This window comes from Sphingobacterium chuzhouense, from assembly GCF_014692525.1.
Lineage (GTDB): Bacteria > Bacteroidota > Bacteroidia > Sphingobacteriales > Sphingobacteriaceae > Sphingobacterium > Sphingobacterium chuzhouense.
In genome coordinates this window covers 481518-506695 of record NZ_JACNYL010000001.1, presented here as the reverse complement: position 1 = coordinate 506695, position 25178 = coordinate 481518, and the positions used below count along the sequence as shown (strand labels likewise).

Sequence of the window (25178 nt, the reverse complement as noted above, 5' to 3'; positions counted from 1 at the left end):
TTCAAGAAATGTATTTAAGTAAAGAGTACAAAGCTGATATCTTCGCAGAATTTGCGGGTTCAGCAACAAACACTGGTTCTACAGAGGGCCAAGTGGCTTTATTCACTAAAAGAATCGCTCACTTAACGGAGCATTTGAAAAAAAACAGAAAAGATTTTAACACACAACGTTCCCTGCAAATATTAGTGGGTAAGCGTCGTTCATTATTAGCTTACCTGTACAAAAAAGATATCGAGCGCTATCGTGCTATTATCAAAGGATTGGGCTTGCGTGATATCATCAAAAAATAAGCTTTTAGGAAATTAAAGAAGAAGCCGTTTACGATTGTGAGCGGCTTTTTTTTACGTGTGAATTTTTTGTTTTTATTATTTACCTTTGTAGGGATTTTAAAGGTCTATAAATAAGATGGCATACGAAGAATAGTAAAAAAGATGAACCCGTATGTCGAATTGAAATTACAAATGAGTTATAACGAAAAAAAAGTTACGATCGACTTGGGCAATGGATTAGCCCCGATCGAGTTGTCTACTGGCAAATTAGCAAAGCAAGCTGATGGTTCAGTAGTATTAAAGCAAGGCAATACGATGTTGCTGGCAACGGTAGTGTCGGCAAAAGAACCAAAAGAAGGTGTGGATTTCCTTCCGCTTTCAGTTGATTATCAAGAAAAATATGCAGCAGCAGGTCGTATTCCCGGCGGTTTTCTACGCCGTGAGGCAAGATTATCAGATTATGAGGTCTTGATTTCCCGTTTGGTGGATAGAGCATTACGTCCTTTGTTCCCCGATACGTACCATGCAGATACACAAGTGATGATTTCCTTGATTTCTGCGGATAAAGATATTATGCCGGATGCTTTGGCTGGTTTGGCAGCATCGGCGGCGATAGCAGTTTCCGATATCCCTTTCAACGGTCCTATCTCGGAAGTTCGTGTGGCGAAAGTTAATGGTGAATTGGTTATTAACCCGCGTTTATCTGCATTGGAAAATGCTACATTGGAATATATTGTAGCGGGTTCTGCTCAAGATATCGTTATGGTAGAGGGAGAATCTAAAGAGATTTCCGAAGCTGAAATGGTGCAAGCTATTGCTTTTGCTCATGAGGCTATAAAGAAGCAAGTCGCTGCACAAATTGAATTGGCTAATTTGGTTGGAGCTAGTGTAAAACGTGACGGTAATCATGAGCCTTCGAATCTTGATTTACGGGATGCTGTTTTTGCGGCTACCTATGATAAGGTATATGCAGTGGCGAAATCTGGATCTTCAAAACATGAGCGTTCAGACAGGTTTGCGGAAATAGGTGATGAGTTTTTTATCACATTGGGTGAGGAGATTGACGAGGAAACAGAATTTCTGGCGAAGAAATACTACCACGACGTCCAGTATGAGGCTGTCCGAAATTTAATCTTGGACGAAGGAATCCGTCTGGATGGTCGTGACGCACGTACCGTTCGTCCGATATGGTCTGAAGTAGACTATCTGCCAGCGGCACATGGGTCAGCTGTTTTTACTCGTGGAGAGACACAATCATTAACATCTGTTACACTCGGTGCGAAAGATGATGAACAAATGATTGATGGCGCATTCATTCATGGATACAGCAAGTTTATTTTACATTATAATTTCCCTGCATTTTCTACGGGCGAGGTACGTCCAAATCGCGGGCCGGGTCGTCGTGAAGTAGGGCACGGTAACTTAGCTATGCGTTCGCTGAAACAGGTGCTTCCTGCAGACAACGATAATCCATATACGATTCGGGTGGTTTCTGATATTTTAGAGTCCAACGGTTCGTCCTCTATGGCTACTGTATGCGCAGGGACATTAGCGCTAATGGATGCAGGTGTAAAATTAAAAGCACCAGTTTCAGGTATTGCCATGGGGCTTATTACCGATGAAAAAACCGGTAAATATGCTATCCTTTCGGATATTCTGGGGGATGAGGATCACTTGGGTGATATGGACTTCAAAGTAACCGGTACGGAGAACGGTATTGTCGCTTGTCAAATGGATTTGAAGATTAACGGGTTGAAGTGGGAAGTGTTGACGCAAGCTTTAGACCAAGCGAAAGAAGCTCGTTTACATATCTTGGGTGAGATGAAGAAAACGCTTGCCGCGCCTCGTGAAGATTATAAACCACACGCTCCTCGTATTGTATCTTTTACGATCGACAAGGAGTTTATCGGTGCTATTATTGGGCCGGGTGGAAAGATTATTCAGGAAATGCAGCGTGAAACAGGTTCGACCATCTCGATTGAGGAAGTTGACGGGAAAGGTATCGTACAGGTGTTTGCAGATGACAAAGCGTCTATTGATGCAGCTGTTTCACGTATTAAAGCCATTGTTGCTAAACCAGAAGTTGGAGAGGTGTACGAGGGCAAAGTAAAATCGATTATGCCTTTTGGTGCATTTGTGGAGATTATGCCGGGTAAAGATGGCTTGTTGCATATCTCTGAAATTGAATGGAGACGCCTGGAAAGCATGGACGGCGTATTGAAAGAAGGGGATATAGTAAAAGTTAAATTGTTGGATATTGACAAACAAGGAAAACTAAAATTATCCCGTAAGGCATTGTTACCTCGCCCGCCGAGAGAAGATAAGCCTAAATCAGAAACAGAGACCAAGGATGTGCCGAAAGCATAAAATTTTTGTCTTTTATAAAAAAGGAGAGGGCTGTCAATTTGACAGCCCTCTCCTTTTGTTAGCCTTCTCTAAAGCATAATGACCGACTCTATCTTCGACACCTTTTTATAATAATCGATCACATCTTCCGCATTGTTTACGAACGTTTCCACAGTAATGGATTTATACTTTCCGCCAGATGACTCTTTTTCCGAAAACTTTGTGCTATCGTGTGTAAATATTTGTTTTACATCGTCTTCCGTGTTGTTTTTAGCTTTTACTATAAATTTGAAAGTATATATCGAGGGAAACTGTTCTACGGAATTTAACTTCGCACGGAAGTTGTCATAGAATTCTGTTGAGTTGTTGCCTCCGTCATCAGGAAGGTCTTGAATATGAATATCATTATTAAATTCACTCATTGTTTTTTCTCCTTTGTTATACTTTATCAATAAGCGTACCATGGGGTCTGGAAAATTTTTAGTAGATTGGAATCCGTTATGGCAACTAAAAAACGGATTTCGATTAGTGATATAGCAAAAGCAATGGGGACGTCCATTACCACGGTGTCTTTTATTTTGAACGGCAAAGCTAAAGAAAGAAGAATCAGCGATGCGCTGAATAAACGGGTGTTGGATTATGTGAAAAAGGTAGGTTATAAGCCAAGCCAGTTGATAAGGAAGTCCGTAGGACGAACTAAAGTGCTTGCGTTATTGTTGGAGAATATCACGGATCCGCTCTTTTCAGAGGTCGGTAAGCACATTGAGAAAATGGGTGCTGCATCTGGATATCATGTTCTTTATTATGATACATCAAATGATATAAATAAGACGAGGCAATATATTCAATTATGTATAGAAAAGGAGTTTGATGGACTGATCGTTGTTCCGCCGGAAGATTTCGAAGAAACAATCGGTAAGATGAAGCCACCTATTCCCATGGTACTGTTCGATCGGTTTCTACCAACAGTCGAAACGAGTTACGTTGTTTCCGATAACAGACAAGGAGCTTATGATGCAACTAAGCACCTATTGGAACAGGAAAACAAAAGGGTAGGCTTGGTGTCCTTATATTCTAATCAGACACACATACGGAGCCGACTGGACGGTTACATGGATGCTATGGATGAATTTCGTATGCAGCCTTTTATTCGAAAACTGAGCGCTGAAAGTCCGGTGAGTGAGATGGGGGAACAGATGATAGAGTTTATCGTGGATAATAAACTAGATGCCGTATTGTTTGCCAGCTATCATTTAGCTATTAACGGATTAAAAGCTATTAAGGGACAAACTGCTGTTTTGCCACGAATGGTAGCTTTTGACGACCATATGCTGTTTGCGCTTCACTCACCTGCCGTTTCCGTGGTGGCACAAGATGCGGAGCGAATAGCCGAGGAACTGATGCGGACATTGACGATGGAAATCGAAGGAAAGTTGAAAGAGGTGCGTAGCGTGCTTGTTCCTTCTACGTTAATTGTGCGTGAATCATCTATTTCTTAGCAGGTATGAATTTCATGGATAGGGAATTTACACAATGGCGTGTGTTTTTGGACGTGAATCGTTCTCCTTCGAATACGTGACCAAGATGAGCGTTACATTTAGCACATAGAATTTCTACACGTCGGCCGTCGGCGTCGAGAACACGCTTTACTGCGCCCGGAATCTCATCGTCAAAACTTGGCCAACCACAGTGTGACTCAAATTTGTCGTGCGAATGATATAAGGGCGCGTTGCATCGCTTGCATATATATGTCCCTTCTTCTTTATTGTTAAGCAGTTCGCCCGTAAAAGGTCTTTCTGTGCCTTTATGTACAATGACATACTCTTCTTCAGGTGTAAGTTTGTTGTATTTTGTGCTGTCTGCCATAGTTTTAAAAGTTGATGTTTGTTCCTTGTTTGTGTGTGATACGGATGCCTGGCTACAAGCATATATTGTAGCAGATAATAACAATAAGAGTACCCGATAATTAAACATAGAATCTAAGTTCGTGAACTTTCCTTATAATTTTGTTTAGTATATGTCAAGAATTTCTCTTTTTTTAGATCGTTAGCCTTAAAAACTTATAGTTTTCGAATAGGGAAATGAGCCATTTTTATAGGGTTTTCTTGAATTATTTAGAATGGTTTTAAATTGTTAATTTGCGTCATTAAATTGTCACTGATTGCTTAAATAGTTATACTTTTGTGCATTGTTTGGAGGGTTTAAACCGCTTAGACGAGTATTTTAAAAGTTTTATATCATAAATAAATAGTATAAAGTGCTAAATATGAGAAATATCTCATCCGTTTTGGGAAGACTTGCAAAGACAGTGTCAGTTGGAATGATGTTGTTCTTTGCCGTTACAATGGCGCATGCGCAGGATGTTAAAGAGGGGGAGACCCTTTTCAAATCGAAATGTACAACTTGTCATAGTGTGACAAGAAACATGGTAGGTCCGGCGTTGGCGGGGATGTCAGAAAGGCATTCGGAAGAGTGGTTGATATCCTGGATTCACAATTCGCAGGCAATGATTGCTTCTGGCGATGAGACTGCAGTTCAGCTTTTCAATGATTGGAATAAATTGGTAATGACATCTTTTACGGATTTGTCTGATGACCAAATCAAAAGTATCATTGCCTATGTAGATGCTGAAGAAGCGAAAGCTGCGGAGGGTGGAGGTGATGCCGGTACTGGCGGTGCTGGTGCTGCACAATCAAGCGATGCTAATACGCTAATGATTCTTGGTTTGCTTGCCATCGTCGTTTTAGCAATTATTGTTATTGTTGTCTTAAATCGCGTAATCTCTACTTTAGAGAAGGTGATCGCAAGCAATCAGGCTGCGATCGAAGCGGCACAAGCTGAGAACGAGGTATATAAGGAAGACCGTTTCGGTAAATTTGCCAAAGCTTTTGTGCGTAATAAGAAATTGGTCGGTTTTGCTGTTCTGATGCTGGTGGCATTTTTAGGTGTGTGGGGATGGAATGTAATGTGGAATGTAGGTGTCCATACGGGATATCAACCTGTGCAACCTATTAAATTTTCTCACCAAATTCATGCGGGGGTTAACCAAATCGAATGTCAATATTGCCACGGAGGAGCATATAAGTCGAAAAATGCATCTATCCCTTCAGCTAACGTATGTATGAACTGTCATAACACCGTTACTGCTGCGGATCATTATGATGGCGAGACTTCTCCGGAAATCGCAAAAATATATAAAGCGTTGGATTATGATCCAGCTACACGGGAATATGGAGATAATCCAAGACCTATTGAATGGGTAAGGATTCACAATCTGCCTGACTTTGCTTACTTTAACCACTCACAACACGTATCTGTGGCTGGTGTAGAATGTCAAACATGTCACGGGCCGATAGAGACAATGGAAGAGGTTTACCAGTACTCTCCTTTAACTATGAAATGGTGTGTGGATTGTCATAAGACCACAGAAGTAGACGCTAACAATGAATACTACGACCAGTTGATCGAAGCACACGAGAAATTGAAGAAGGGTGAGAAGATGACCGCTGCAATGATTGGTGGTTTGGAGTGTGGTAAGTGTCACTATTAATAATTAATTTAGAAATACGCAATCTTATATACAGCTTAAATGGATAGCAATAAAAAATATTGGAAAGGTTTGGAAGAATTGCAACAAACACCTGCGTTCATAGAGAACAATAAGGGGGAGTTTGCTGAACCTATTCCTGTAGAAGATGTATTAAATGAAGCAGGTTTAAGCACGAGAACACCTCGTCGTGACTTTTTGAAAGCTTTAGGATTCGGTTTAGGGGCTGTAACGTTGGCAGCGTGTAATCGTACACCTGTCCATAAAGCAGTACCGTATGTAATCAAACCAGAGGAAGTAACACCGGGTATCCCGAACTATTATGCTTCTTCTTTTAATGGTCAGAGTGTATTGGTAAGAACCCGTGAAGGACGTCCGATTTCTCTTGCTGCAAATCCAAATTCTATCGGCTTAAACCAAGGTACAGACGCAACTACTGCAGCTGTTGTTTTGGATTTGTACGATATGTCCAAATTGCAAAACCCGCAATTGGATGGTAAGGATGTAGACTGGTCTACATTAGACGCAACAGTAATAGATGCTTTAAATAAAGCCGCAACGGCAGGAAAACAAATTGCGATTGTCTCTAATACGGTAAATAGTCCATCTGCACTAGCTGCTATTGCCGCATTTATAGCTAAATATCCGACAGCAGCACATATACAGGTTGATGCGGTATCGTACAGCGGTATCATAGAAGCTAATAGGACGAGTTTCGGAAAAGCTGTAATACCTTCTTATCACTTTGCAAACGCTAATGTCGTGGTTTCGGTAGCGGCCGACTTTTTAGGTGCTTGGTTAGCGGGTGAAGAACATACACAAGATTACATTCAGAATCGTGACTACAAATCATTGAAAAATGGTAGAATGTCACGTCATATTCAGTTTGAATCGGGATTGAGCATGACTGGTTCTAATGCAGATGTGCGTATTGCTATCAAGCCTTCCGAAGAGGGTGCTGTATTGGTTTCGTTATACAATGCCATTACCGGACAGTCTTTAGCTGGTGGTGTTTCCAATAAAAAGGCACAAACAGCAATAGCCCTTGCGGCAAAAGAACTGACCAACAACAGAGGAAATGCTGTTGTGGTTGCAGGTTCTAACGATGTCAATATTCAACTTTTGGCGAATGCAATCAACAGTGCTTTGGGTGCTTACGGAGCCATTATTGATTTAGATAATTACTCAAAGCAATATCAAGGTTCTGATGCAGCATTCCAGCAGTTCTTGTCAACAGCCGCAGCGGGACAGATAGGTGCGGCTCTATTCCTAAACAGTAATCCTGTTTACGATTACTTTAAAGCAGCAGATGTAACCAATGCACTTTCCAAAATAGATTTTACACTTTCTTTTGCTGATCGTGCTGATGAAACAGCATCCACATTGAAAGCAATTGCTCCAGCTTCTAGCTTCTTAGAATCATGGGGTGATGCTTCTGCTAAAGAAGGATACTTTACGATTATACAGCCAACTATCAACCCTGTTTTCAATACGCGTCAAGCAGAGCAGAGCTTGTTGGTTTGGGCAGGTGACAATACCAATATCTATGATTTCGTAAGAAAGAATTGGGAAGAAAATATTCTCGCTGGTACAGGTAAGTCATGGAATGATGTTTTACAAACGGGCTTTATCTATAAAGGTTCGTCGGTAGGATCTTCCTATACGGCTAATGTTGATGTTAGTGCAGTAGTAAATGCTATAGGCACTACTTCAAAAGCTATCGCTGGCGATTTCGAATTGAAATTATACGAATCGACTGTTATACGTGATGGTCGTTACGCGAACAACGCATTTTTACAAGAGTTACCTGATCCTGTGTCAAAAGTAACTTGGGACAACTATGCGGCATTGAACCCACGCGATGCAGAGAAGTTGGGCTTAGGAGAGAACGGTAAGGTTACGGTAGAAGCCAACGGGTATTCTGTAGAGCTACCTGTTGTATGGCAGCCTGGTCAAGCTTTAGGCACCGTTTCTATTGCTGTTGGTTATGGTCGTACGAAAGTTGGTAAAGCGGGAAATAACGTAGGGCAAAATGCCTATCCGTTTGCCCGTTTGATTAACGGTACTGTTCAGCTTGAAGCAAAAGCTAATGTTGCGAAAGCAGGCGGTACTTACGAATTGGCACAAACCCAAACACACCATACTATTGAAGGTCGTAACATTATACGTGAAACGACATTTGCCAAGTATTTGAAAGATCCGAATTCAGAATCTGGTCGTTTTGCAGATTCCCATAAAACGTATGACTTATGGAACAAATTTGAATCTCCGGGTCATAAATGGGTCATGGCAATCGACTTGAATGCTTGTACAGGATGTGGTTCTTGTATCGTGGCTTGTAGTGTAGAAAACAATGTTCCTGTTGTCGGTAGAGATGAGGTTCGTCGTCGTCGTGAGATGCACTGGTTGCGTATCGACCGTTACTATACGTTAGAGCAAGAAGATGGTTCGAAGTTAACGAAAGAGAAGGAAATAGCGAAAGCTACGGACTACGATTATGAGAACGTTACAGTTGTTCACCAACCAATGTTATGTCAGCACTGTGATCACGCACCTTGTGAAACAGTATGTCCGGTATTGGCTACCGTTCACTCGTCAGAAGGTCTTAACCATATGGCTTACAACCGTTGTTTCGGTACACGTTATTGCGCGAACAACTGTCCATATAAAGTGCGTCGCTTCAACTGGTTCAACTACTGGAATGATTCTCGTTTTGATAACTATTTGAACAATGAATTTACCCAATTGGTGTTGAACCCGGATGTGACTACGCGCTCACGTGGGGTTATGGAAAAATGTTCGATGTGTATCCAACGTATTCAAGGTGGTAAATTACAAGCGAAGATGGAAAATCGCAAGTTGAGAGACGGCGACGTGAAAATGGCTTGTCAGGAAGCTTGTTCGGCAAATGCTATCATCTTTGGTGATGTTAATGATCCGGAATCAGAGGTTTCAAAAGCTTTACGTAACGAACGTGTATACTATGTGTTGGAAGAGATCAACGTTCAACCTAACATTGGTTATATGACGAAAGTTAGAAACACATTTGAAGCGTAATTTTATTCTAATCTGAAATAAAAAAACTATGTCATCGCATAACGAATCAATATTAAGAGAACCATTAGTAACCGGCAAGAATATCACTTATGCTAAAGTGACGGATGATATCTTGCTTCCGGTTGAAAATAAACCAAACAAAGCTTGGTGGATCGGCTTTATTGTAGCTGCTCTGGGAGCCATGTTATGGGTAGTGAGTGTCGGGTATACGTTTTGGACGGGGATCGGCGCCTGGGGTCTGAATAAAACGGTAGGTTGGGCATGGGATATCACCGACTTCGTATGGTGGGTAGGTATCGGTCACGCAGGAACGTTGATTTCAGCCGTATTGTTACTTTTCCGTCAAAACTGGCGTAACTCTATTAACCGTTCCGCAGAGGCGATGACCATTTTCGCGGTTATCTGTGCCGCTACGTATGTTGTCGCGCACATGGGACGGCCTTGGTTGGCATATTGGATTTTCCCATTGCCAAATCAATTTGGATCTCTTTGGGTAAACTTTAACTCTCCGTTGGTGTGGGATGCGTTTGCGATCTCCACCTATTTCACGGTCTCATTAGTGTTCTGGTATTGCGGTCTTTTACCCGATATTGCATCTGTACGTGACCGTGCTACAGGGCTTAAACAAAAAGTTTATAAAGTGTTATCATTCGGATGGAATGGTTCGGTTAAGACATGGCAACGTTTTGAAATCGTTTCTTTGATTTTGGCGGGTATTTCTACTCCACTTGTACTTTCAGTACACACGATTGTATCCATGGACTTTGCTACTTCGGTGATTCCTGGATGGCATACGACCATCTTCCCGCCGTACTTTGTTGCGGGAGCTATTTTCTCCGGTTTTGCAATGGTACAGACGCTCTTGCTGATTCTTCGGAAGGTGATGAACTTTGAGGATTATATTACCATGTTCCACATCGAATCGATGAATAAGATTATCATGGTAACGGGTTCTATCGTGGGTATCGCTTATCTGACAGAATTGTTTATCGCATGGTATTCAGGTTCCGAATATGAGATGTATGCTTTTGCAAATCGTATTGCCGGTCCTTATGCTTGGGCTTATTGGGCGATGATGACTTGTAACGTTATCTCACCACAGTTGTTCTGGTTCAAGAAGATTCGTACCAGTATTCCTATTTCTTGGGTATTGTCTATCGTGGTGAATATCGGGATGTGGTTTGAGCGTTTCGTAATTATCGTAACTTCTTTACACCGCGATTATCTACCATCTTCATGGGCAATGTTCTATCCAACATGGGTTGATGTAGGTATCTTTGTGGGATCTATTGGCTTGTTCTTCACATTGTTCTTGTTGTTCTTGCGTTTCTTACCTGGTATTGCTATTGCAGAAGTTAAGTTATTATTGAAATCTGCAAGTTTACAACAGAAAACAAAGTTGGTGCAAGAGGGAGCATTCCCAGAGGAACAAGTGAAATTCTTCCAGAACTCATTAGATAAATATGATACGGTTTCAGAAGAAGATATTAAGGCATTAGACGTTAGAAAATAATAAGCAATGAGCAATACAAAATATATATTAGGTAGTTTTGCCGATCCCGATGAAATGATGCACGGTATCGACAAATTGCAAGCGAACAATATTAGCATATATGATTGTTTTACGCCCATGCCTATTCACGGAATAGAGGCTAAGTTGGGTGTTAAACCATCGCGCTTACCGATTGCAGCGTTTTGTTTTGGCGCACTAGGTACAATTTTAGGTTTCAGCTTGTTGTATTATACAATGGCATACGATTGGCCTATGAATATCGGGGGTAAACCTTCGCTGCCGTTGCCTAACTTTGTGCCAGTCACATTTGAGGTAACGATTCTCCTTTGTGCTTTAGGTATGGTGGCAACGTTCTTCTTCCGCAACCATTTGTTTCCTGGTCGCGAACCACGCGTGATGGACTTGAGAGCTTCAGATGATCGTTTTATTATTGCGATAGACGCGCATGAGAATGCAGACCACGCGTTAATTGAATCGTTATTAAAGGACGCCGGTGCAGTTGAAGTTAAATACAATGAAAGAAAATATGTTAGCTATGAATAAGAAGAATTTTCTTGGATCTGTATGCGCCGCATTTGCTTTAGCGGCGGTAGTTTCCAGCTGTGGCGATGGAAAGACGCGTAGTACAGGATGGGAATTCTCCAGAAATATGTATGATCCGATTGCTTACAATCCGGATCAGCCCAACAATAATTTTAAAAATAAAATGACGGCACAAATACCACCGGAAAATACAACGCCGATTGGTTTTGAACGTTTTGAATTTGATAATTCGTTAGAGGAATATGAACGTGCGGGCAGAGAGTTGACCAACCCGTTAACCGTTACAGAAGCAAATTTAGCAAAAGGAGATGCTTTATATCATACCTATTGTGCGGTGTGTCATGGCAAGGATGGTAAGGGTGATGGTCCGATAACGAAAGATCGTACGGTAGAGGACTCACGCGGCTCTCGTCAGCTGGAGAACTTCCCTCCGCCACCGTCTTATCAGAAATCAGATGGTGCGAATTCTTCTCGCGGGGGAGCGATGAGCGAGCTTTCGGCGGGTAAAATATACCATACAATTTATTATGGTCATAACTCTATGGGGTCGCATGCTTCGCAGTTGTCACCAGAGGAGCGTTGGCAGGTTGTCATGTACGTACAGGAATTACAAAAAAAATAATCTAACATCAATATAGTAAATGGGAACTCACAATCATCATCACGATTATAATTTCGGCGAAAAATTTCAATTCGCTGGTATCGCTAAGATACTCAGCTTGGTTGGAATTGCTGTAGGTGTTGTAGCTGTCGCTATAGGCCTAATGTCAAGTGACCATATTATGGTTGAACGTACATACGCTAACCTATTATTGATGGGTTATTATTTCACTTGTGTATGTGCCGCGGGCGCTTTTTTCTTGGCGTTGCAATTTGTCACACAGTCGGGCTGGTCTGCAGGTTTAATCCGCATTCCACAAGCAATGGCTAGTGTACTACCCATAGCCGCAATTATCTTGCTTTTAATTGTTGGTTTAGGATTATTCACACACAATTTATATCACCATTGGCATGCAGATGGCTTAATGGATGAAAACAGTCCGAACTATGATGCTTTGGTCGCCGGTAAACAGGCATTTTTGAATGTTCCGGGATTCTTGATCCGTCAGATTTTGTTCATGGGCTCATATAGTATCTTTGCTTTTATTTTGGCGAAGCTGTCTTATAAAGAAGATTTGGAGGGTGGATTGAACTCTTATAAAAAGAGCTTTAAATTGTCTGCTATTTTCTTGGTTATTTTTGGCTTTACAACACCTATCTGGTCTTTTGATACGGTAATGTCCTTAGAAGCGCATTGGTTCTCAACGATGTTCGGATGGTATAATTTCGCTGCCATGTGGGTCAGTGGATTGGCTGCGATTATTATTATTTTGGTATTGGTAAGAAAAGCTGGTTACTTAGCTTGGGTAAACGAAAACCACTTACATGATTTGGGTAAATTGTTATTTGGTTTTTCCATCTTTTGGACGTATGTCTGGTTTGCCCAGTTTATGCTGATTTGGTATTCCAACATTCCAGAGGAGACAGTGTATTTCTATAAGAGATGGGAACCAGAGTACAAACCTTGGTTCTGGTTGAATGTTATTATTAACTTTTTAGCACCGTTGTTATTGTTGATGGATCGCGATGTGAAGCGTAAGGAAGGAATGATGTTGTTCGTTGCTATCCTGTTGCTATGCGGTCACTGGTTAGATTATTATATTATGATTATGCCAGGTACCGTGGAAAGTCATCGTGGGTTTGGGTTTATCGAGATCGGAACAGCTATCGGTTTCGTTGGTTTGTTCACGTTCCTCGTGATGAGTAAGTTGAGTAAACATGCGTTGGCACCAAAGAATCATCCGTTTTTGGAAGAAAGTTTACATCATCAGATATAGTTTCTAATCATTGCATATAATACGTTTAAACGTTTTAATAAGAAATGAAATTTAAAATTAATAACAGATTCAGAGCCGTGTTGGGATGCTTACTAGCCGTAGGGTTGTTGTTCTCCACACCAAGTTTTGCGTTTCAGCAAGATTCGTTAGCCCAAGATACCGCTGTCTCAGCCGCTACTGATACAGTTGAGGAGGGGCAGGTTGATACAGCTGCAGCAGGTGCGGTGGCGGATACGGCGGCTACAGCAGAAGAAGGAGGGGCTGCGGCCGCGACAACATCGGGGTCATCATCGTCGTCATCATCAGCTACGGTAGTTGATGAGGGACCTCAGATAGATCCACAGGTTTATAAAAACTTGACCTACTACATTCTTTTATTCTTAATTGTGTGTACGGTTGTGGCAGTTGTTGGTAAAGTATTGTCTATTTACGAGCTTACTCGTAAGATGAATGGAAAGTACAATCCGTTTGCGAACAATACTTTTCAAGCTACCTTATTTATTATATTCTTAGTTGCCTTTTTAGCTTTTGTATACTACGGATATGCGGTTTGGGGAGATTGGGCGTGGCGTGCAGCTGTTACTGAGCACGGGGAGCGTATTGACACCATGTTTATCATTACGACGGTGATTATCACAATTGTATTGGTGTTGGTGCATATTTTACTACTGACGTTTCCGTATATCTATCGGATGCGTAAAGGAACAAAAGCGTACTATTATCCACATAATGATACGATAGAGAAAATTTGGACAATTGTACCAGCTGTTGTCTTAACGGTTTTGGTATTGTTCGGTTTCTTTACTTGGAGGTCTATTACCAATGTTCCGGAGGATCTGCAGAAATCTGCTATTCAAGTGGAAGTTTTAGGAGAGCAGTTCCAGTGGCAAATTCGTTATCCGGGTAATGATGGTGTGATAGGTAAGCGTAATTATAAATTGACAACACCGATGAACTCTTATGGTATTGATTTTAATGACAAACATGCGTGGGATGATATTCAGGCATCGGACATTGTCATTCCGGTAAATAAATCAGTGCGTTTCCATATTATTTCAAAAGATATTATTCACTCGTTCTATATCCCTGATTTCCGTGTGCAGATAAACGCGGTTCCAGGAATGACTAACTATTTCCAGTTTACGCCGACCATGACAACGGAGGATATGCGTGAAAAAATGAACGATCCGAAGTATGATTTTATTATGCTTTGTAACAAGATCTGTGGATCGGGACACTACAACATGCAGAAGAAAGTTATAGTGGTTACGGAAGAGGAATATAAAGAATGGTTGAGTACGCAGAACAAGTATTTTACTGAAGATTTGCAGAAAGAGTTTGCTGCGACAAATTCAGGGGATCCAAAAGAATTCACTACAGCTTCATTAAACTAATACATCACGTTTTCTTCAACCATTGAGGAAAAAGTAAATAGAAGAAATTTATTAAACGAATATGTCAAGTACAGTTATATCGCACGGCGCAGCGCATCATGACGCACATGATCATCATCAAGAGACCTTCTTGACGAAGTATATCTTCAGTCAGGATCACAAGATGATTGCGAAGCAATTTTTGATCACAGGTATTGTGATGGCAGTCTTCGCTATGTTGCTTTCTATCTTATTCCGTATCCAATTAGCTTGGCCGGATACAGATTTTCCTATTTTAGAAGTCTTCTTAGGTAAATGGGCCGAGGGTGGGCGGATAAAACCCGAGTTTTTCCTGTCATTGGTGACTATTCACGGTACCATGATGGTGTTCTTTGTATTGACAGCAGGTCTGTCTGGTACATTCAGTAACCTATTGATTCCTTATCAGTTAGGTGCACGCGATATGGCGTCGCCTTTGATGAATATGTTGTCCTATTGGTTCTTTTTCACTGCTTGTGTTATCATGACAGCGTCATTCTTTGTCGAAAGTGGGCCTGCGTCTGCGGGATGGACCATTTATCCTCCGCTATCATCTGTTCCGACTTCCATTCCCGGGTCTGGGCTGGGTATGACATTGTGGTTGATTAGTATGACGTTGTTTATCGTATCGCAGGTTTTGGGTGGGGTAAACTATATCAGTACCGTGTTAAATATGCGTACAAAAGGGATGGATCTTTGGAAAATGCCACTAACGATATGGGCATTCTTTTTAACAGCCATCGTTGGTTTGTTATCATTCCCTGTATTGGTTTCTGCTGTTGTTCTTTTGTTCTTCGACCGTTCGGTAGGTACGTCTTTCTACCTTTCGGATTTGGTTGTACAAGGTGAAATTTTACCAAACGAAGGTGGTTCACCTATTTTATTCCAGCACTTGTTTTGGTTCCTGGGACACCCAGAGGTATATATTGTGGTGATGCCTGCATTGGGACTGACTTCTGAAATTATATCTACAAATTCTCGTAAGCCGATTTTTGGATATCATGCCATGGTGTACTCCTTGGTTGGTATTACGGTGCTATCGTTTATTGTTTGGGGTCACCATATGTTTGTAACGGGTATGAATCCTTTCCTAGGTGGGGTATTCATGATTACGACATTGATTATTGCGGTTCCGTCTGCGGTAAAGGCATTTAACTATATAGCTACGTTGTGGAGAGGTAATATACGCTTTACCCCAGCAATGATGTTTGCTATCGGTATGGTTTCATTCTTCGTATCCGGTGGTCTTACAGGTCTATATTTAGGTAATGCTGCACTAGACATTAACTTACATGATACGTATTTTGTTGTAGCTCACTTCCACTTGGTGATGGGTTCGGCGTCCATTTTTGGTATGCTGGCGGGTGTCTATCATTGGTATCCGAAAATGTTTGGGCGTATGATGGATACAAAGTTGGGCTATCTTCACTTTTGGTTAACATTTATAGGTGCGTACTTGGTGTTCTTCCCAATGCACTTTATGGGAATAGATGGCGTACCTCGTCGTTATTATACATTTACGGCATTTCCTTTCATGGATAAATGGATTTCTGTTAATTTACTCATTACCTGGGCTGCTATTATTGCTGGTTTGGCACAAGTGGCATTCCTTTGGAACTTCTTTGCTTCTATTTGGAAAGGCAAGAAAGCGACACAAAATCCTTGGGGTTCCAATACATTGGAATGGACTACTCCAGTAGAACATATACATGGAAACTGGCCAGGAGAAATTCCTACCGTTTATCGTTGGCCTTATGACTATAGTAAGCCAGGACACGATACGGATTTTATTCCACAGACGGTACCATTTTCTGAAACGATGAGCTCGAATCTACCGCATGATTTTGAAGGAAATGAGGAAGCTATTCGTATTCAGGAAGAATGGAACAAAGCAAATAATAGAGAAGTAATAGAAGGATAGGTGTTAACGTAGAAGTAGAGAGAAGAGGTGTGTTATGTATCCCGCTACAGAAAAGCGATTCATTAAAACAAACAGAATTACGATTTTTGTTTTGTTCCTTGTTATCACGGCAGGAGGAATCGTTAGGAGTACGGGATCAGGAATGGGGTGTCCAGATTGGCCGAAATGTTTTAACCGTATAATTCCGCCAACAGATGTTTCGCAACTCCCTGAAGGGTACGAGGAACATTATGTTGAAGGAAGGGCTAAAAAGAATCAGCGTTTTGCAAAAATCGTAGAATTCTTTGGTTATCCGGAAATGGCGGATAAGATACGCCATGACGAATCTATTCTGCTGCACGAAGAGTTTAATGCAGCAAAAACTTGGACAGAGTATATTAACCGCTTGGCTGGTGTTGTCGTTGGTTTTTGTTTGTTATTTTCCGCTTTATTCTCTTTTACGTACTGGAAAAGTAAGCCATCCATAGTTTGGTGGAGCGTTCTGAATCTTTTTGTGGTAATTATCCAGGCGTGGCTCGGTTCTATTGTTGTTTCGACGAACTTGATGCCTTGGATTATTACGGTACACATGCTGTTGGCATTGGTTATTGTAGCAATTAGTATATATACATTTTATCTAGCTACAACCATGCGAAATAAAAGCATTTTGATTAATCATCGTTTTGATTTGCTAAAAGGCATAGCGATATTCCTATTGGTATTGACGGTGATCCAAGTCGTGTATGGCACAGGAGTTAGGGAAGCTATAGATCATTTGAATGATGAAGGCGTTTCTCGTCAGGAATGGATTTCCCGATTGGGTTCGTCTTACGATATACATCGTGTTTTAGCTTATGTATCGTTGGGAACGACAGTATTACTGTTCTTCCTGGTAAAAAATAAGTTTAGTTCATTGACATTACAAAGTAAATACGCTTGGATTGTACTGATCTTGGTTGGTATTCAGATGATGTCCGGAATTATTCTAGCTCGTTTTAATGTGCCGGCGATTGCACAAACCACACATTTGGTTATCGCTAGCTTGTTTTTTGGCGCCTTATATTATTTGATGCTATTAATGACAAAACTAAAACGATAGTGTGAACAAAGTTGCAGACATTTGTGGTTTTAACGCATATTTGTTCATTTTTAGAAGAGGATAAAGATTTTCATGAAGCAGTTCATCTCTGATTTCAATAAATTAGTTAAGCTTAGGTTGACGTTAACCGTTGTGTTCTCGGCCTCTATTTCATTTTTGATTGGAGCCAGTCAACAGGGCGATATTATTTGGATAAATTGGCTGATTTTGACAATCGGCGGATTTCTGATAACGGGGTCGGCGAATGGTTTTAATGAAATTATTGAGCGCGACCTCGATAAGCTGATGAAGCGTACCGAAGACAGACCGTTACCTGCCGGTAGGATGACCACCGGACAGGCATTGGTATTGAGCTTATTTATGGGGATTTTTGGAACCTTATTGCTTGTCCGGCTTAATTTTTTAGCGGGTCTGCTTTCTGTTTTTGCTATCATTCTGTATGCCTTTGTGTATACGCCATTAAAGCAAAAATCACCTATAGCGGTGTTTGTGGGAGCATTTCCAGGTGCATTACCTCCATTGATTGGTTATTACGCCGCTTTTAAATCTGCGGGATTCGGTTTCGAATATGCAGCTGTTAGTGAAGCAGCGATTGTCATCACACCCTGGGTATTGTTTCTGATCCAATTTTTTTGGCAATTTCCGCATTTTTGGGCGATTGCTTGGGTAGCGGATGAGGATTATAAGCGTGCGGGGTTTAGGCTATTACCAACGACAAAAAAAGATACCATTTCAGCTTGGATGATTTTTATCTCGGCAGTATTGATGGTTCCCGTTGGTGTGTTACCGATGTATTATGGTTTTGCTGGTTGGGTATTTACAGTGGTGTCGCTGTTAGGTGGTTTGTTATTTGCTTATTATGGTTTTAAGCATGTACAAGAACGAACCGATGTTACGGCGAAGAAAGTGATGTTTACATCGTTTATTTATTTGCCGTTGACGCAGTTGGTTTTATTATTTGATTTTATTCCTTTGAAATAGATGGAGCATACGGACGATTATACAACAGAAGAATTGATTCAATCAAGAAAGGCCAAGAAATTTAACCTTTGGTTGGGTATGATTGGTATGTTTATGATGTTTGCCGCATTGTCCAGTGGGTTCATCGTGTATACAGCTAGTGGAGTAGACAAAGGAATAAAGACAATTTTGCCTGATACTTTTATATATAGCACAATTGTTATCTTAATAAGTAGCATAACGTTGCATTTGGCTTATCGTGCAACAAAAAGAGAGCAAGTAGGCCAGCAAAAACTGTATTTGTTATTGACTATTGCATTGGGCGTCGCATTTTTTGTATTGCAGACAGATGCTTGGTCTGTATTAGCAGATAGAGGTATTTATTTTGTAAATAATAATGCATCACAGTCGTTTATTTATGTGTTTACGGGGATGCATTTGGCACATATTATTGCGGGTTTGATCGTATTGGTAAGATGTTTATGGGGGACTATGAAACCTATCTCATTTCCGGATAACCAATTCCGCATGAATTTAGCCACTATTTTTTGGCATTTTCTCGATCTTTTGTGGATTTATATTTATGTTTTCTTACTTTTGAATCAATAATAGTAAAAATGAGTACAACAACTGTATCGCAATTGGATAAGGTAAAAGACGGCCCTTGGAGTGGTGGCAAGTCGCCTTGGAACTTGGAGTATGGGAAAATCATGATGTGGTTTTTCCTAGTGTCAGACGCCTTTACATTTTCTGCGTTTCTGATTTACTATGGAGCGCAAAAATTTGCGCAGCCGACTTGGATCGATGCGGATAAAGTGTTTCAATCTATTCCTGGTATTGCCGAATCCGGACAGCCTTTGGTGTTCGTAGGGCTCATGACCTTTATCCTAATTATGTCTTCTGTAACTATGGTGTTGGCCGTTGATGCCGGACATCGGAACAGGAAAGATGAGGTCGTGAAATGGATGCTTTGGACAATCTTAGGTGGCTTAGCCTTTGTTGGCTGTCAGGCAATCGAATGGACACACTTACATCATCAAGGCTTTTGGTTTGGTAGAAACCCGGCTACGGGTTTAGAAGGCGAAGCGGTGGCCGAAGCGTTGGCACCTTATTTTACGAAGGATATATCTTATACAGCCGCATTACAGTTTGCTAATCTTTTCTTTACAATAACAGGCTTTCACGGGTTCCACGTATCTATCGGGATTCTATTGAATATCATCGTTTTAAGTATGACGTTAAATAACACATTTGAAAGAAGAGGAACCTACTTGATGGTAGAGAAAGTGGGTCTATATTGGCACTTTGTAGATTTGGTCTGGGTGTTCGTATTTACATTCTTCTATTTGATTTAATTGATTTCGGAAATTCTTAACATACTATAAAAAGGAAATGTCTAATCATCACGAAAATATAGCTACAGCACATGACCATCACGATCACGGTGGTATGGATAAAAAAGGAATCTGGAGAATTTTCTTTGTTCTTCTTGCATTAACCGCCTTAGAATTTTTAATCGCGTTGGGATTTGTACACCATTGGGGAATAATTCAAAAGGGAATGTTTGTCAACGTAATTTATATTGCGCTGACGCTATTGAAAGCTTATTATATTATCGCTTACTTTATGCACTTGAAATTTGAGAAATCTAGTTTTATCGTGACAGCGAGCGTTGGATTTATTTTTATTGTTTACTTCATCGTGTTGATGCTAATTGAGGGGGATTTCTTATTATATCATCTTCAAGAACATCCATTATTTCCGAATAATTAAGTGATAACGAGGAGGCTTTAAATGAGTAAGCGTACTCAAACGGGTAAATCAAAGATAATTATCCTGGCATTAATCTTACTTGTGCCAGGATTTTTATATATAGCGGTTAATAGACTGGGCTTTAATGAATACGCTTCTCTACCTGTTTTCGGTGAAAAACAGTTGAGTGGCGAGATGAAGCGAAATTGGGGTAGAGAATATCCCGATACTATTTTTCATACAGCGCCCGATATTCATTTTGAAAATGCGGAAGGTGCAAAAGTAGGTTTTCCTGCGCCGGACACCTGTATTAGCGTAGCGCATCTTTTTTATACCCGAGATGCTGCTTTTTCGCGATTGATGCTGGACCATGTAGATATGTTGGCAACACGTTTTCAGGGAAATGCTATGATCAATTTTTTCTCTATTTCGGTAGACAGTATGGAAACGCAAGCTGATGTGAAAGCATTTATAAACCCATATAGAAATATGGCGCAAAAACACTGGCATGTTCTGTATAACCCCTCCGTCGATATTTTTACATACGCCCGGGAACGATTGCTGATTGATGCCATGCCTGATCCGGCTGATTCCACTCGCTTTTTGATCAGTAACCAATTGGTGTTGCTGGATTCCAAAAGCCGTATTCGTGGTTTTTACGATATAAGTGTAAAGGGAGAAGTTGATCGTTTGGAAGATGAAATAAAGTTACTTGCGGTAGAGGAAATCCGGAATAAACCATTGAAAGTGGAAAAAAAATAAATTAAGCAATATGATGACAGCAGAAGAGAAGAAGTATAAAAAGTGGATTGTGGCGCTTTCTATCATTATACCGTTAGCGGTAGCAGTGCTATTTGGGGTGAATTTGAGGAAATTGGGTTATGATGTAGAACCGCTAAGCTTTTTGCCTCCAATTTATGCGACTATAAACGGGATTACTGCTATATTGTTGATTGTAGCGATATCGGCCATCAAAAGAGGTAAAGTAAAATTACATGAAAATCTTATCAAGGTATGTATGGGGTGTTCCATAGCATTCCTGTTGATGTATGTTGCTTATCATATGACTTCTGAATCTACTTCTTATGGTGGTGAGGGGGTAATACGGTATATTTATTTCTTTATATTGATAACCCACATTCTTTTATCTATTATAATCATACCATTTGTACTGTTTACATTTGTACGTGGTATCGCAGGAGCCTATGAGCGACACAAAAAACTCGCGCGTATTACCTATCCTATGTGGCTATATGTAGCAATAACAGGAGTTGTTGTCTATTTGATGATTTCACCTTATTATAGTTGAGAGGTGTAAATCAATAACTTCACAATAATAAAAAAATGAAAAGAGTTTGGATTTATCAAAGCAACCGTTTTTTACAGCAGGATGAGATTCGCAAAATAGAGCAAATCTTGCAGGAATTTGTAACACAATGGACTGCACATGGCAATCAATTGGCTGGATCATTCGAAATTCGTTACGACTTGTTTATTGTTCTGATGGTAGACGAGGAACAAGCGATGGTAACGGGATGTTCTATTGATAAATCGGTTCATCTCTTAAAGAAAATAGAGCAAGCGTTAGGTATATCGTTATTTGATCGCTTACAAATAGCTTTTCGACAAGGTGTGGACAAACCTATTCAAGTAGTACCTCAAGATGATTTCCGAAACTTGTTGTTGAAAGGGGAGATCGATCCAGATACGGCTCTCGTTTTCAATAATATGCTAACTTCTGTAGAGGAATTGGATACAAAATGGGAAGTGCCAATGAAAGCAAGTTGGCATGCCCGGGTATTTTTATAGCCCTTTTAGTTTATTCCAAATAGTTAATCGAAGACTCTTTGTCTTTTACGCTTAGCTGTATTTTTTTTCCAAAAATAAGACTATGGTTATTGTCGATGTGCCCAGAAGGGAAATCAAAGCAGACAGGGAAATTATATTCTCTTACTTTGTCCATTATAATTTCTTCAAACCGTTGCCCAAACGGAGGGTCGCTATCTTTTAAGGAAGTAAAGCCACCTACAATCAACCCTTGTAACTTAACAAGTTTACCAGCTCTCTTAAGCGTCCACAACATACGGTCAATGTTATAATGTTGTTCGCCAACGTCTTCAATGAAGAGAATCTTATTATCATATTTCCCATCGGACGGAGAGGAGAGGATACTATGAAGGATAGCGAGGTTACCGCCAATCAAGCGACCTTCTCCTTTCCCGGAGCGGTTAGGAAATGTAGTTTGACTGTATTTGAAATCCTTTTTTTTACCAAAAAGAGCGTTCTTTAAAGATGTTAAGGCAGCTTGAGTACTTTTGCTAAAAGCTTTTGGCATTTGTCCGTGTATACTGCATACGCCAACTTTGTTGTGAATATGGCTATGGAGAACGGTAATATCGCTAAAACCGACAATCCACTTGGGATGCTTTTTGAATTTTCTAAAGTCTAGTTGATCTATAATCCTGACCGTACCGTACCCGCCACGTGCAGCGAAAATAGCTTTAATTTCCGGATTATCAAGTGCAGCTTGTAAATCCCGTCTACGTACCTCATCCGTCCCTGCAAATTGGTGAAATTGGGAGGTAACGCTTTTGCCTACTTCTACATCGAGCCCCCAGCTGTTTAAGACCGCTAGAGCAACCTCTATATTGCCCTTAATGTAGCTTGCTGGACAGACAATGGCAACTTTATCGCCTTTCTTAAGAAATTCAGGTGTTTTCATGCCAAACCCTTATTATTATACGCGCAATTTGAGTTATCTTTGCCAAAGAAACAAGAATTTTGTTTATTTTTTTACTGTTATTGTCAACTTAAAAATCGTTATACGTTGAGTATCTTATCTAAAAATCGTTTTACTATTACATCGGCTTTGCCTTATGCAAATGGCCCTTTACACATCGGGCATCTCGCTGGAGCGTACGTTCCCGCTGATATTTTTACGCGTTTCCTCCGTTTGAACCATAAAGATGTTGTATTTGTCTGTGGTTCCGACGAACATGGAGCGGCTATTACTATTAAAGCAAAGAAAGAAGGGATAACGCCGCGAGAGATTATTGATAAGTACAATAAACAGATTAAAGAGAGCTTCGAAGAGTTTGGTATTGGTTTCGATATTTATCATCGTACATCGGAACAAGTGCACCACGAGCTGTCGCAGGAGTTTTTTATGAATCTCTATGAAAAGGGGGAGTTTATAGAAAAGTTTTCCGAACAGTATTATGATGAAGAATATCATCAATTTTTAGCTGATCGCTATATTGTAGGAACGTGTCCGCATTGTCATAATGAAGGCGCTTATGGTGACCAATGTGAGAAATGTGGTACTTCGTTGAATCCAACGGATTTAATTAATCCTAAATCAACGTTGAGTGGAAAAACACCTGTATTGAAAGAGACCAAACATTGGTATCTTCCATTAGATAAATACCAACCTTGGTTGGAAAAGTGGCTGATCGAAGGAAAAAAAGGGGTGTTAAAATCGAATGTTTTCGGGCAATGCCAGTCTTGGTTGAAATTCGGTCTGCAACCACGTTCCATGACACGTGATTTAGATTGGGGAGTTGATGTTCCGCTCGAGGAAGCGAAAGGTAAGAAATTGTATGTTTGGCTAGACGCGCCTATAGGGTATATTTCGGCTACGAAACAATGGGCTCTTGATAATCATCAAGATTGGGAAAAGTATTGGAAAAAACAAGCTGATACGGAAAATGACTCGACCTTGATTCATTTTATAGGGAAAGATAATATTGTCTTTCACTGTATTACTTTTCCTGCTATTCTCCATGCACATGGCGAATATATATTACCCGAAAATGTTCCTGCGAATGAGTTTTTAAACCTGGAGGGAGATAAATTGTCTACTTCCCGAAATCATGCCGTATGGCTGCATGAATACCTGCAAGAATTTCCCGGAAAGCAGGACGAATTACGTTATGTACTGACGTCGATTCTGCCGGAAACATCCGATAGTGAATTTACATGGAAAGATTTTCAAGCACGTGTAAATAATGAGCTGGTTGCCATTTTAGGTAACTTTGTGAACCGTGTGATGGTGCTTTCCCAAAAATATTTTGAAGGTCGGGTTTCTATAGGAGATACACTGACGGATGCTGACCAAGCTACATTGGACGACTTGGCAAGCTATCCACGACTGATCGGTCAGGCTATTGCACAATATCGTTTCCGGGAAGCTTTGAGCCATTTCATGAATGCGGCACGCTTGGGTAATAAATACCTGGCGGATGAAGAACCGTGGAAAGTGTATAAGGAAAATCCGGAACGCGTCAAAACCGTGATGTATGTAGCTGCACAGATTGTCGCCAATCTAGCGGTATTGTCGCAGCCGTTTTTACCGAAAACGGCTAGTAAGTTGTTTGCAATGCTACACCTTTTATCGCAAGATTGGGCGCAAGCAGGGCAACAAAACCTTATCCCGGAAGGGCATGTGCTAGGCGAAGCGCAACTGCTATTCGAAAAGATTACAGACGAGCAAGTGGATTTCCAATTGCAGAAACTGGAAGAGGCTAAAGCGAAGAATGCGGCAGTAGCTGCACACGCCGAACCGGCAAAAGCGAATATCAGCTATGACGACTTTTTAAAGATGGATATCCGTGTGGGTACTATATTGGAGGCAGAGAAGGTTGCCAAAACGAAGAAATTGTTGAAACTTAAAATCGATACAGGTATCGATCAGCGCACAGTTGTTTCTGGCATCGCTGAGTTTTTCAGTCCCGAAGATATTGTGGGTAAGCAAGTATCCATCCTAGTGAATCTGGAGTCCCGCGTTATTAAGGGCATTACATCACAAGGTATGATTTTGATGGCGGAAGATGCGGATGGCAGATTGGATTTTGTTAATCCAACGTCGTCTATCAAACCGGGTAGTTCCGTGAGGTAGTTGATT

At 40.8% G+C, this 25178-nt stretch carries 23 protein-coding genes; 20 read left to right on the top strand and 3 right to left on the bottom strand.

Annotated elements, in window-relative coordinates:
* Nucleotides 1–8: 8 nt before the first annotated feature.
* Both rpsO and pnp read left to right on the top strand, forming a co-directional pair.
* Nucleotides 9–290 (top strand): 30S ribosomal protein S15, encoded by a 282-nt coding sequence (gene rpsO, locus H8B21_RS02185; protein WP_190312144.1) that lies wholly within the window; start codon nt 9–11, stop codon nt 288–290.
* A gap of 171 nt (nt 291–461) precedes the next feature.
* Entirely contained in the window at nt 462–2636 is a 2175-nt protein-coding gene (pnp, locus tag H8B21_RS02180) for a polyribonucleotide nucleotidyltransferase (protein ID WP_190312916.1), read from the top strand.
* Nucleotides 2637–2704: 68 nt separating this feature from the next.
* Here pnp and H8B21_RS02175 read toward each other — a convergent pair whose 3' ends face one another.
* Entirely contained in the window at nt 2705–3037 is a 333-nt protein-coding gene (locus H8B21_RS02175; protein WP_190312143.1) for a DUF493 domain-containing protein, read from the bottom strand.
* 78 nt (nt 3038–3115) lie between these two features.
* Between H8B21_RS02175 and H8B21_RS02170 the strand changes: the two genes are divergently transcribed.
* Nucleotides 3116–4114, top strand: coding sequence for a LacI family DNA-binding transcriptional regulator (locus H8B21_RS02170; protein WP_190312142.1), 999 nt, complete (start codon nt 3116–3118; stop codon nt 4112–4114).
* Here H8B21_RS02170 and H8B21_RS02165 read toward each other — a convergent pair.
* Nucleotides 4104–4589, bottom strand: a complete 486-nt coding sequence (locus tag H8B21_RS02165; protein ID WP_190312141.1) for a methionine-R-sulfoxide reductase — start codon at nt 4587–4589, stop codon at nt 4104–4106. The genes H8B21_RS02170 and H8B21_RS02165 overlap by 11 nt on opposite strands.
* Nucleotides 4590–4881: 292 nt before the next feature.
* On the opposite strand from H8B21_RS02165, the gene H8B21_RS02160 reads away from it, so the two are divergent.
* The 16 genes from H8B21_RS02160 (at nt 4882) to H8B21_RS02085 (ending at nt 22084) form a co-directional block, all read left to right on the top strand.
* Nucleotides 4882–6165 carry a cytochrome c3 family protein gene (locus tag H8B21_RS02160; RefSeq protein ID WP_190312140.1) on the top strand — a complete coding sequence of 428 codons (1284 nt, stop codon included), beginning with the start codon at nt 4882–4884 and terminating at the stop codon, nt 6163–6165.
* Nucleotides 6166–6204: 39 nt separating this feature from the next.
* Nucleotides 6205–9219 carry a TAT-variant-translocated molybdopterin oxidoreductase gene (locus H8B21_RS02155; protein ID WP_190312139.1) on the top strand — a complete coding sequence of 1005 codons (3015 nt, stop codon included), beginning with the start codon at nt 6205–6207 and terminating at the stop codon, nt 9217–9219.
* A gap of 28 nt (nt 9220–9247) precedes the next feature.
* Nucleotides 9248–10732 (top strand): NrfD/PsrC family molybdoenzyme membrane anchor subunit, encoded by a 1485-nt coding sequence (nrfD, locus tag H8B21_RS02150; protein WP_190312138.1) that lies wholly within the window; start codon nt 9248–9250, stop codon nt 10730–10732.
* Nucleotides 10733–10738: 6 nt separating this feature from the next.
* Nucleotides 10739–11275, top strand: a complete 537-nt coding sequence (locus tag H8B21_RS02145; protein WP_190312137.1) for a DUF3341 domain-containing protein — start codon at nt 10739–10741, stop codon at nt 11273–11275.
* The gene (locus tag H8B21_RS02140) at nt 11268–11897 is read left to right on the top strand and encodes a c-type cytochrome (RefSeq protein WP_317170355.1); all 630 of its coding nucleotides are present in this window, start codon (nt 11268–11270) and stop codon (nt 11895–11897) included. Before H8B21_RS02145 ends, H8B21_RS02140 begins: the two co-directional genes overlap by 8 nt.
* Nucleotides 11898–11916: 19 nt before the next feature.
* The gene (locus tag H8B21_RS02135; RefSeq protein WP_190312135.1) at nt 11917–13152 is read left to right on the top strand and encodes a quinol:cytochrome C oxidoreductase; all 1236 of its coding nucleotides are present in this window, start codon (nt 11917–11919) and stop codon (nt 13150–13152) included.
* Nucleotides 13153–13196: 44 nt separating this feature from the next.
* Nucleotides 13197–14546, top strand: coding sequence for a cytochrome c oxidase subunit II (locus H8B21_RS02130; RefSeq protein ID WP_223814778.1), 1350 nt, complete (start codon nt 13197–13199; stop codon nt 14544–14546).
* Between the two features lie 61 nt (nt 14547–14607).
* A complete protein-coding gene (locus tag H8B21_RS02125; RefSeq protein WP_190312134.1) occupies nt 14608–16485 on the top strand; it encodes a cytochrome c oxidase subunit I in 1878 nt (625 codons plus the stop codon).
* A 34-nt stretch (nt 16486–16519) separates the two neighbouring features.
* Nucleotides 16520–17563, top strand: coding sequence for a COX15/CtaA family protein (locus tag H8B21_RS02120; protein WP_190312133.1), 1044 nt, complete (start codon nt 16520–16522; stop codon nt 17561–17563).
* A 72-nt stretch (nt 17564–17635) separates the two neighbouring features.
* Nucleotides 17636–18544 carry a heme o synthase gene (gene cyoE / locus H8B21_RS02115; RefSeq protein ID WP_190312132.1) on the top strand — a complete coding sequence of 303 codons (909 nt, stop codon included), beginning with the start codon at nt 17636–17638 and terminating at the stop codon, nt 18542–18544.
* Complete coding sequence (locus H8B21_RS02110) at nt 18545–19132, top strand: cytochrome c oxidase subunit 3 (RefSeq protein ID WP_190312131.1); 588 nt, start codon at nt 18545–18547, stop codon at nt 19130–19132.
* A gap of 8 nt (nt 19133–19140) precedes the next feature.
* Nucleotides 19141–19878, top strand: a complete 738-nt coding sequence (locus H8B21_RS02105; RefSeq protein ID WP_190312130.1) for a cytochrome c oxidase subunit 3 — start codon at nt 19141–19143, stop codon at nt 19876–19878.
* 37 nt (nt 19879–19915) lie between these two features.
* A complete protein-coding gene (locus H8B21_RS02100; protein WP_190312129.1) occupies nt 19916–20296 on the top strand; it encodes a cytochrome C oxidase subunit IV family protein in 381 nt (126 codons plus the stop codon).
* A gap of 21 nt (nt 20297–20317) precedes the next feature.
* Nucleotides 20318–21037: a photosynthetic protein synthase I gene (locus tag H8B21_RS02095; protein ID WP_190312128.1), complete on the top strand. Its 720-nt coding sequence runs from the start codon at nt 20318–20320 to the stop codon at nt 21035–21037.
* A 10-nt stretch (nt 21038–21047) separates the two neighbouring features.
* The gene (locus H8B21_RS02090) at nt 21048–21584 is read left to right on the top strand and encodes a DUF420 domain-containing protein (RefSeq protein WP_223814777.1); all 537 of its coding nucleotides are present in this window, start codon (nt 21048–21050) and stop codon (nt 21582–21584) included.
* 35 nt (nt 21585–21619) lie between these two features.
* Nucleotides 21620–22084: an ABC transporter ATPase gene (locus H8B21_RS02085; RefSeq protein WP_190312127.1), complete on the top strand. Its 465-nt coding sequence runs from the start codon at nt 21620–21622 to the stop codon at nt 22082–22084.
* A gap of 10 nt (nt 22085–22094) precedes the next feature.
* On the opposite strand, the gene H8B21_RS02080 is transcribed toward H8B21_RS02085, so the two are convergent.
* Complete coding sequence (locus H8B21_RS02080; protein ID WP_190312126.1) at nt 22095–22997, bottom strand: S66 peptidase family protein; 903 nt, start codon at nt 22995–22997, stop codon at nt 22095–22097.
* 105 nt (nt 22998–23102) lie between these two features.
* On the opposite strand from H8B21_RS02080, the gene metG reads away from it, so the two are divergent.
* Entirely contained in the window at nt 23103–25172 is a 2070-nt protein-coding gene (metG, locus tag H8B21_RS02075) for a methionine--tRNA ligase (RefSeq protein WP_190312125.1), read from the top strand.
* Nucleotides 25173–25178 lie beyond the last annotated feature (6 nt).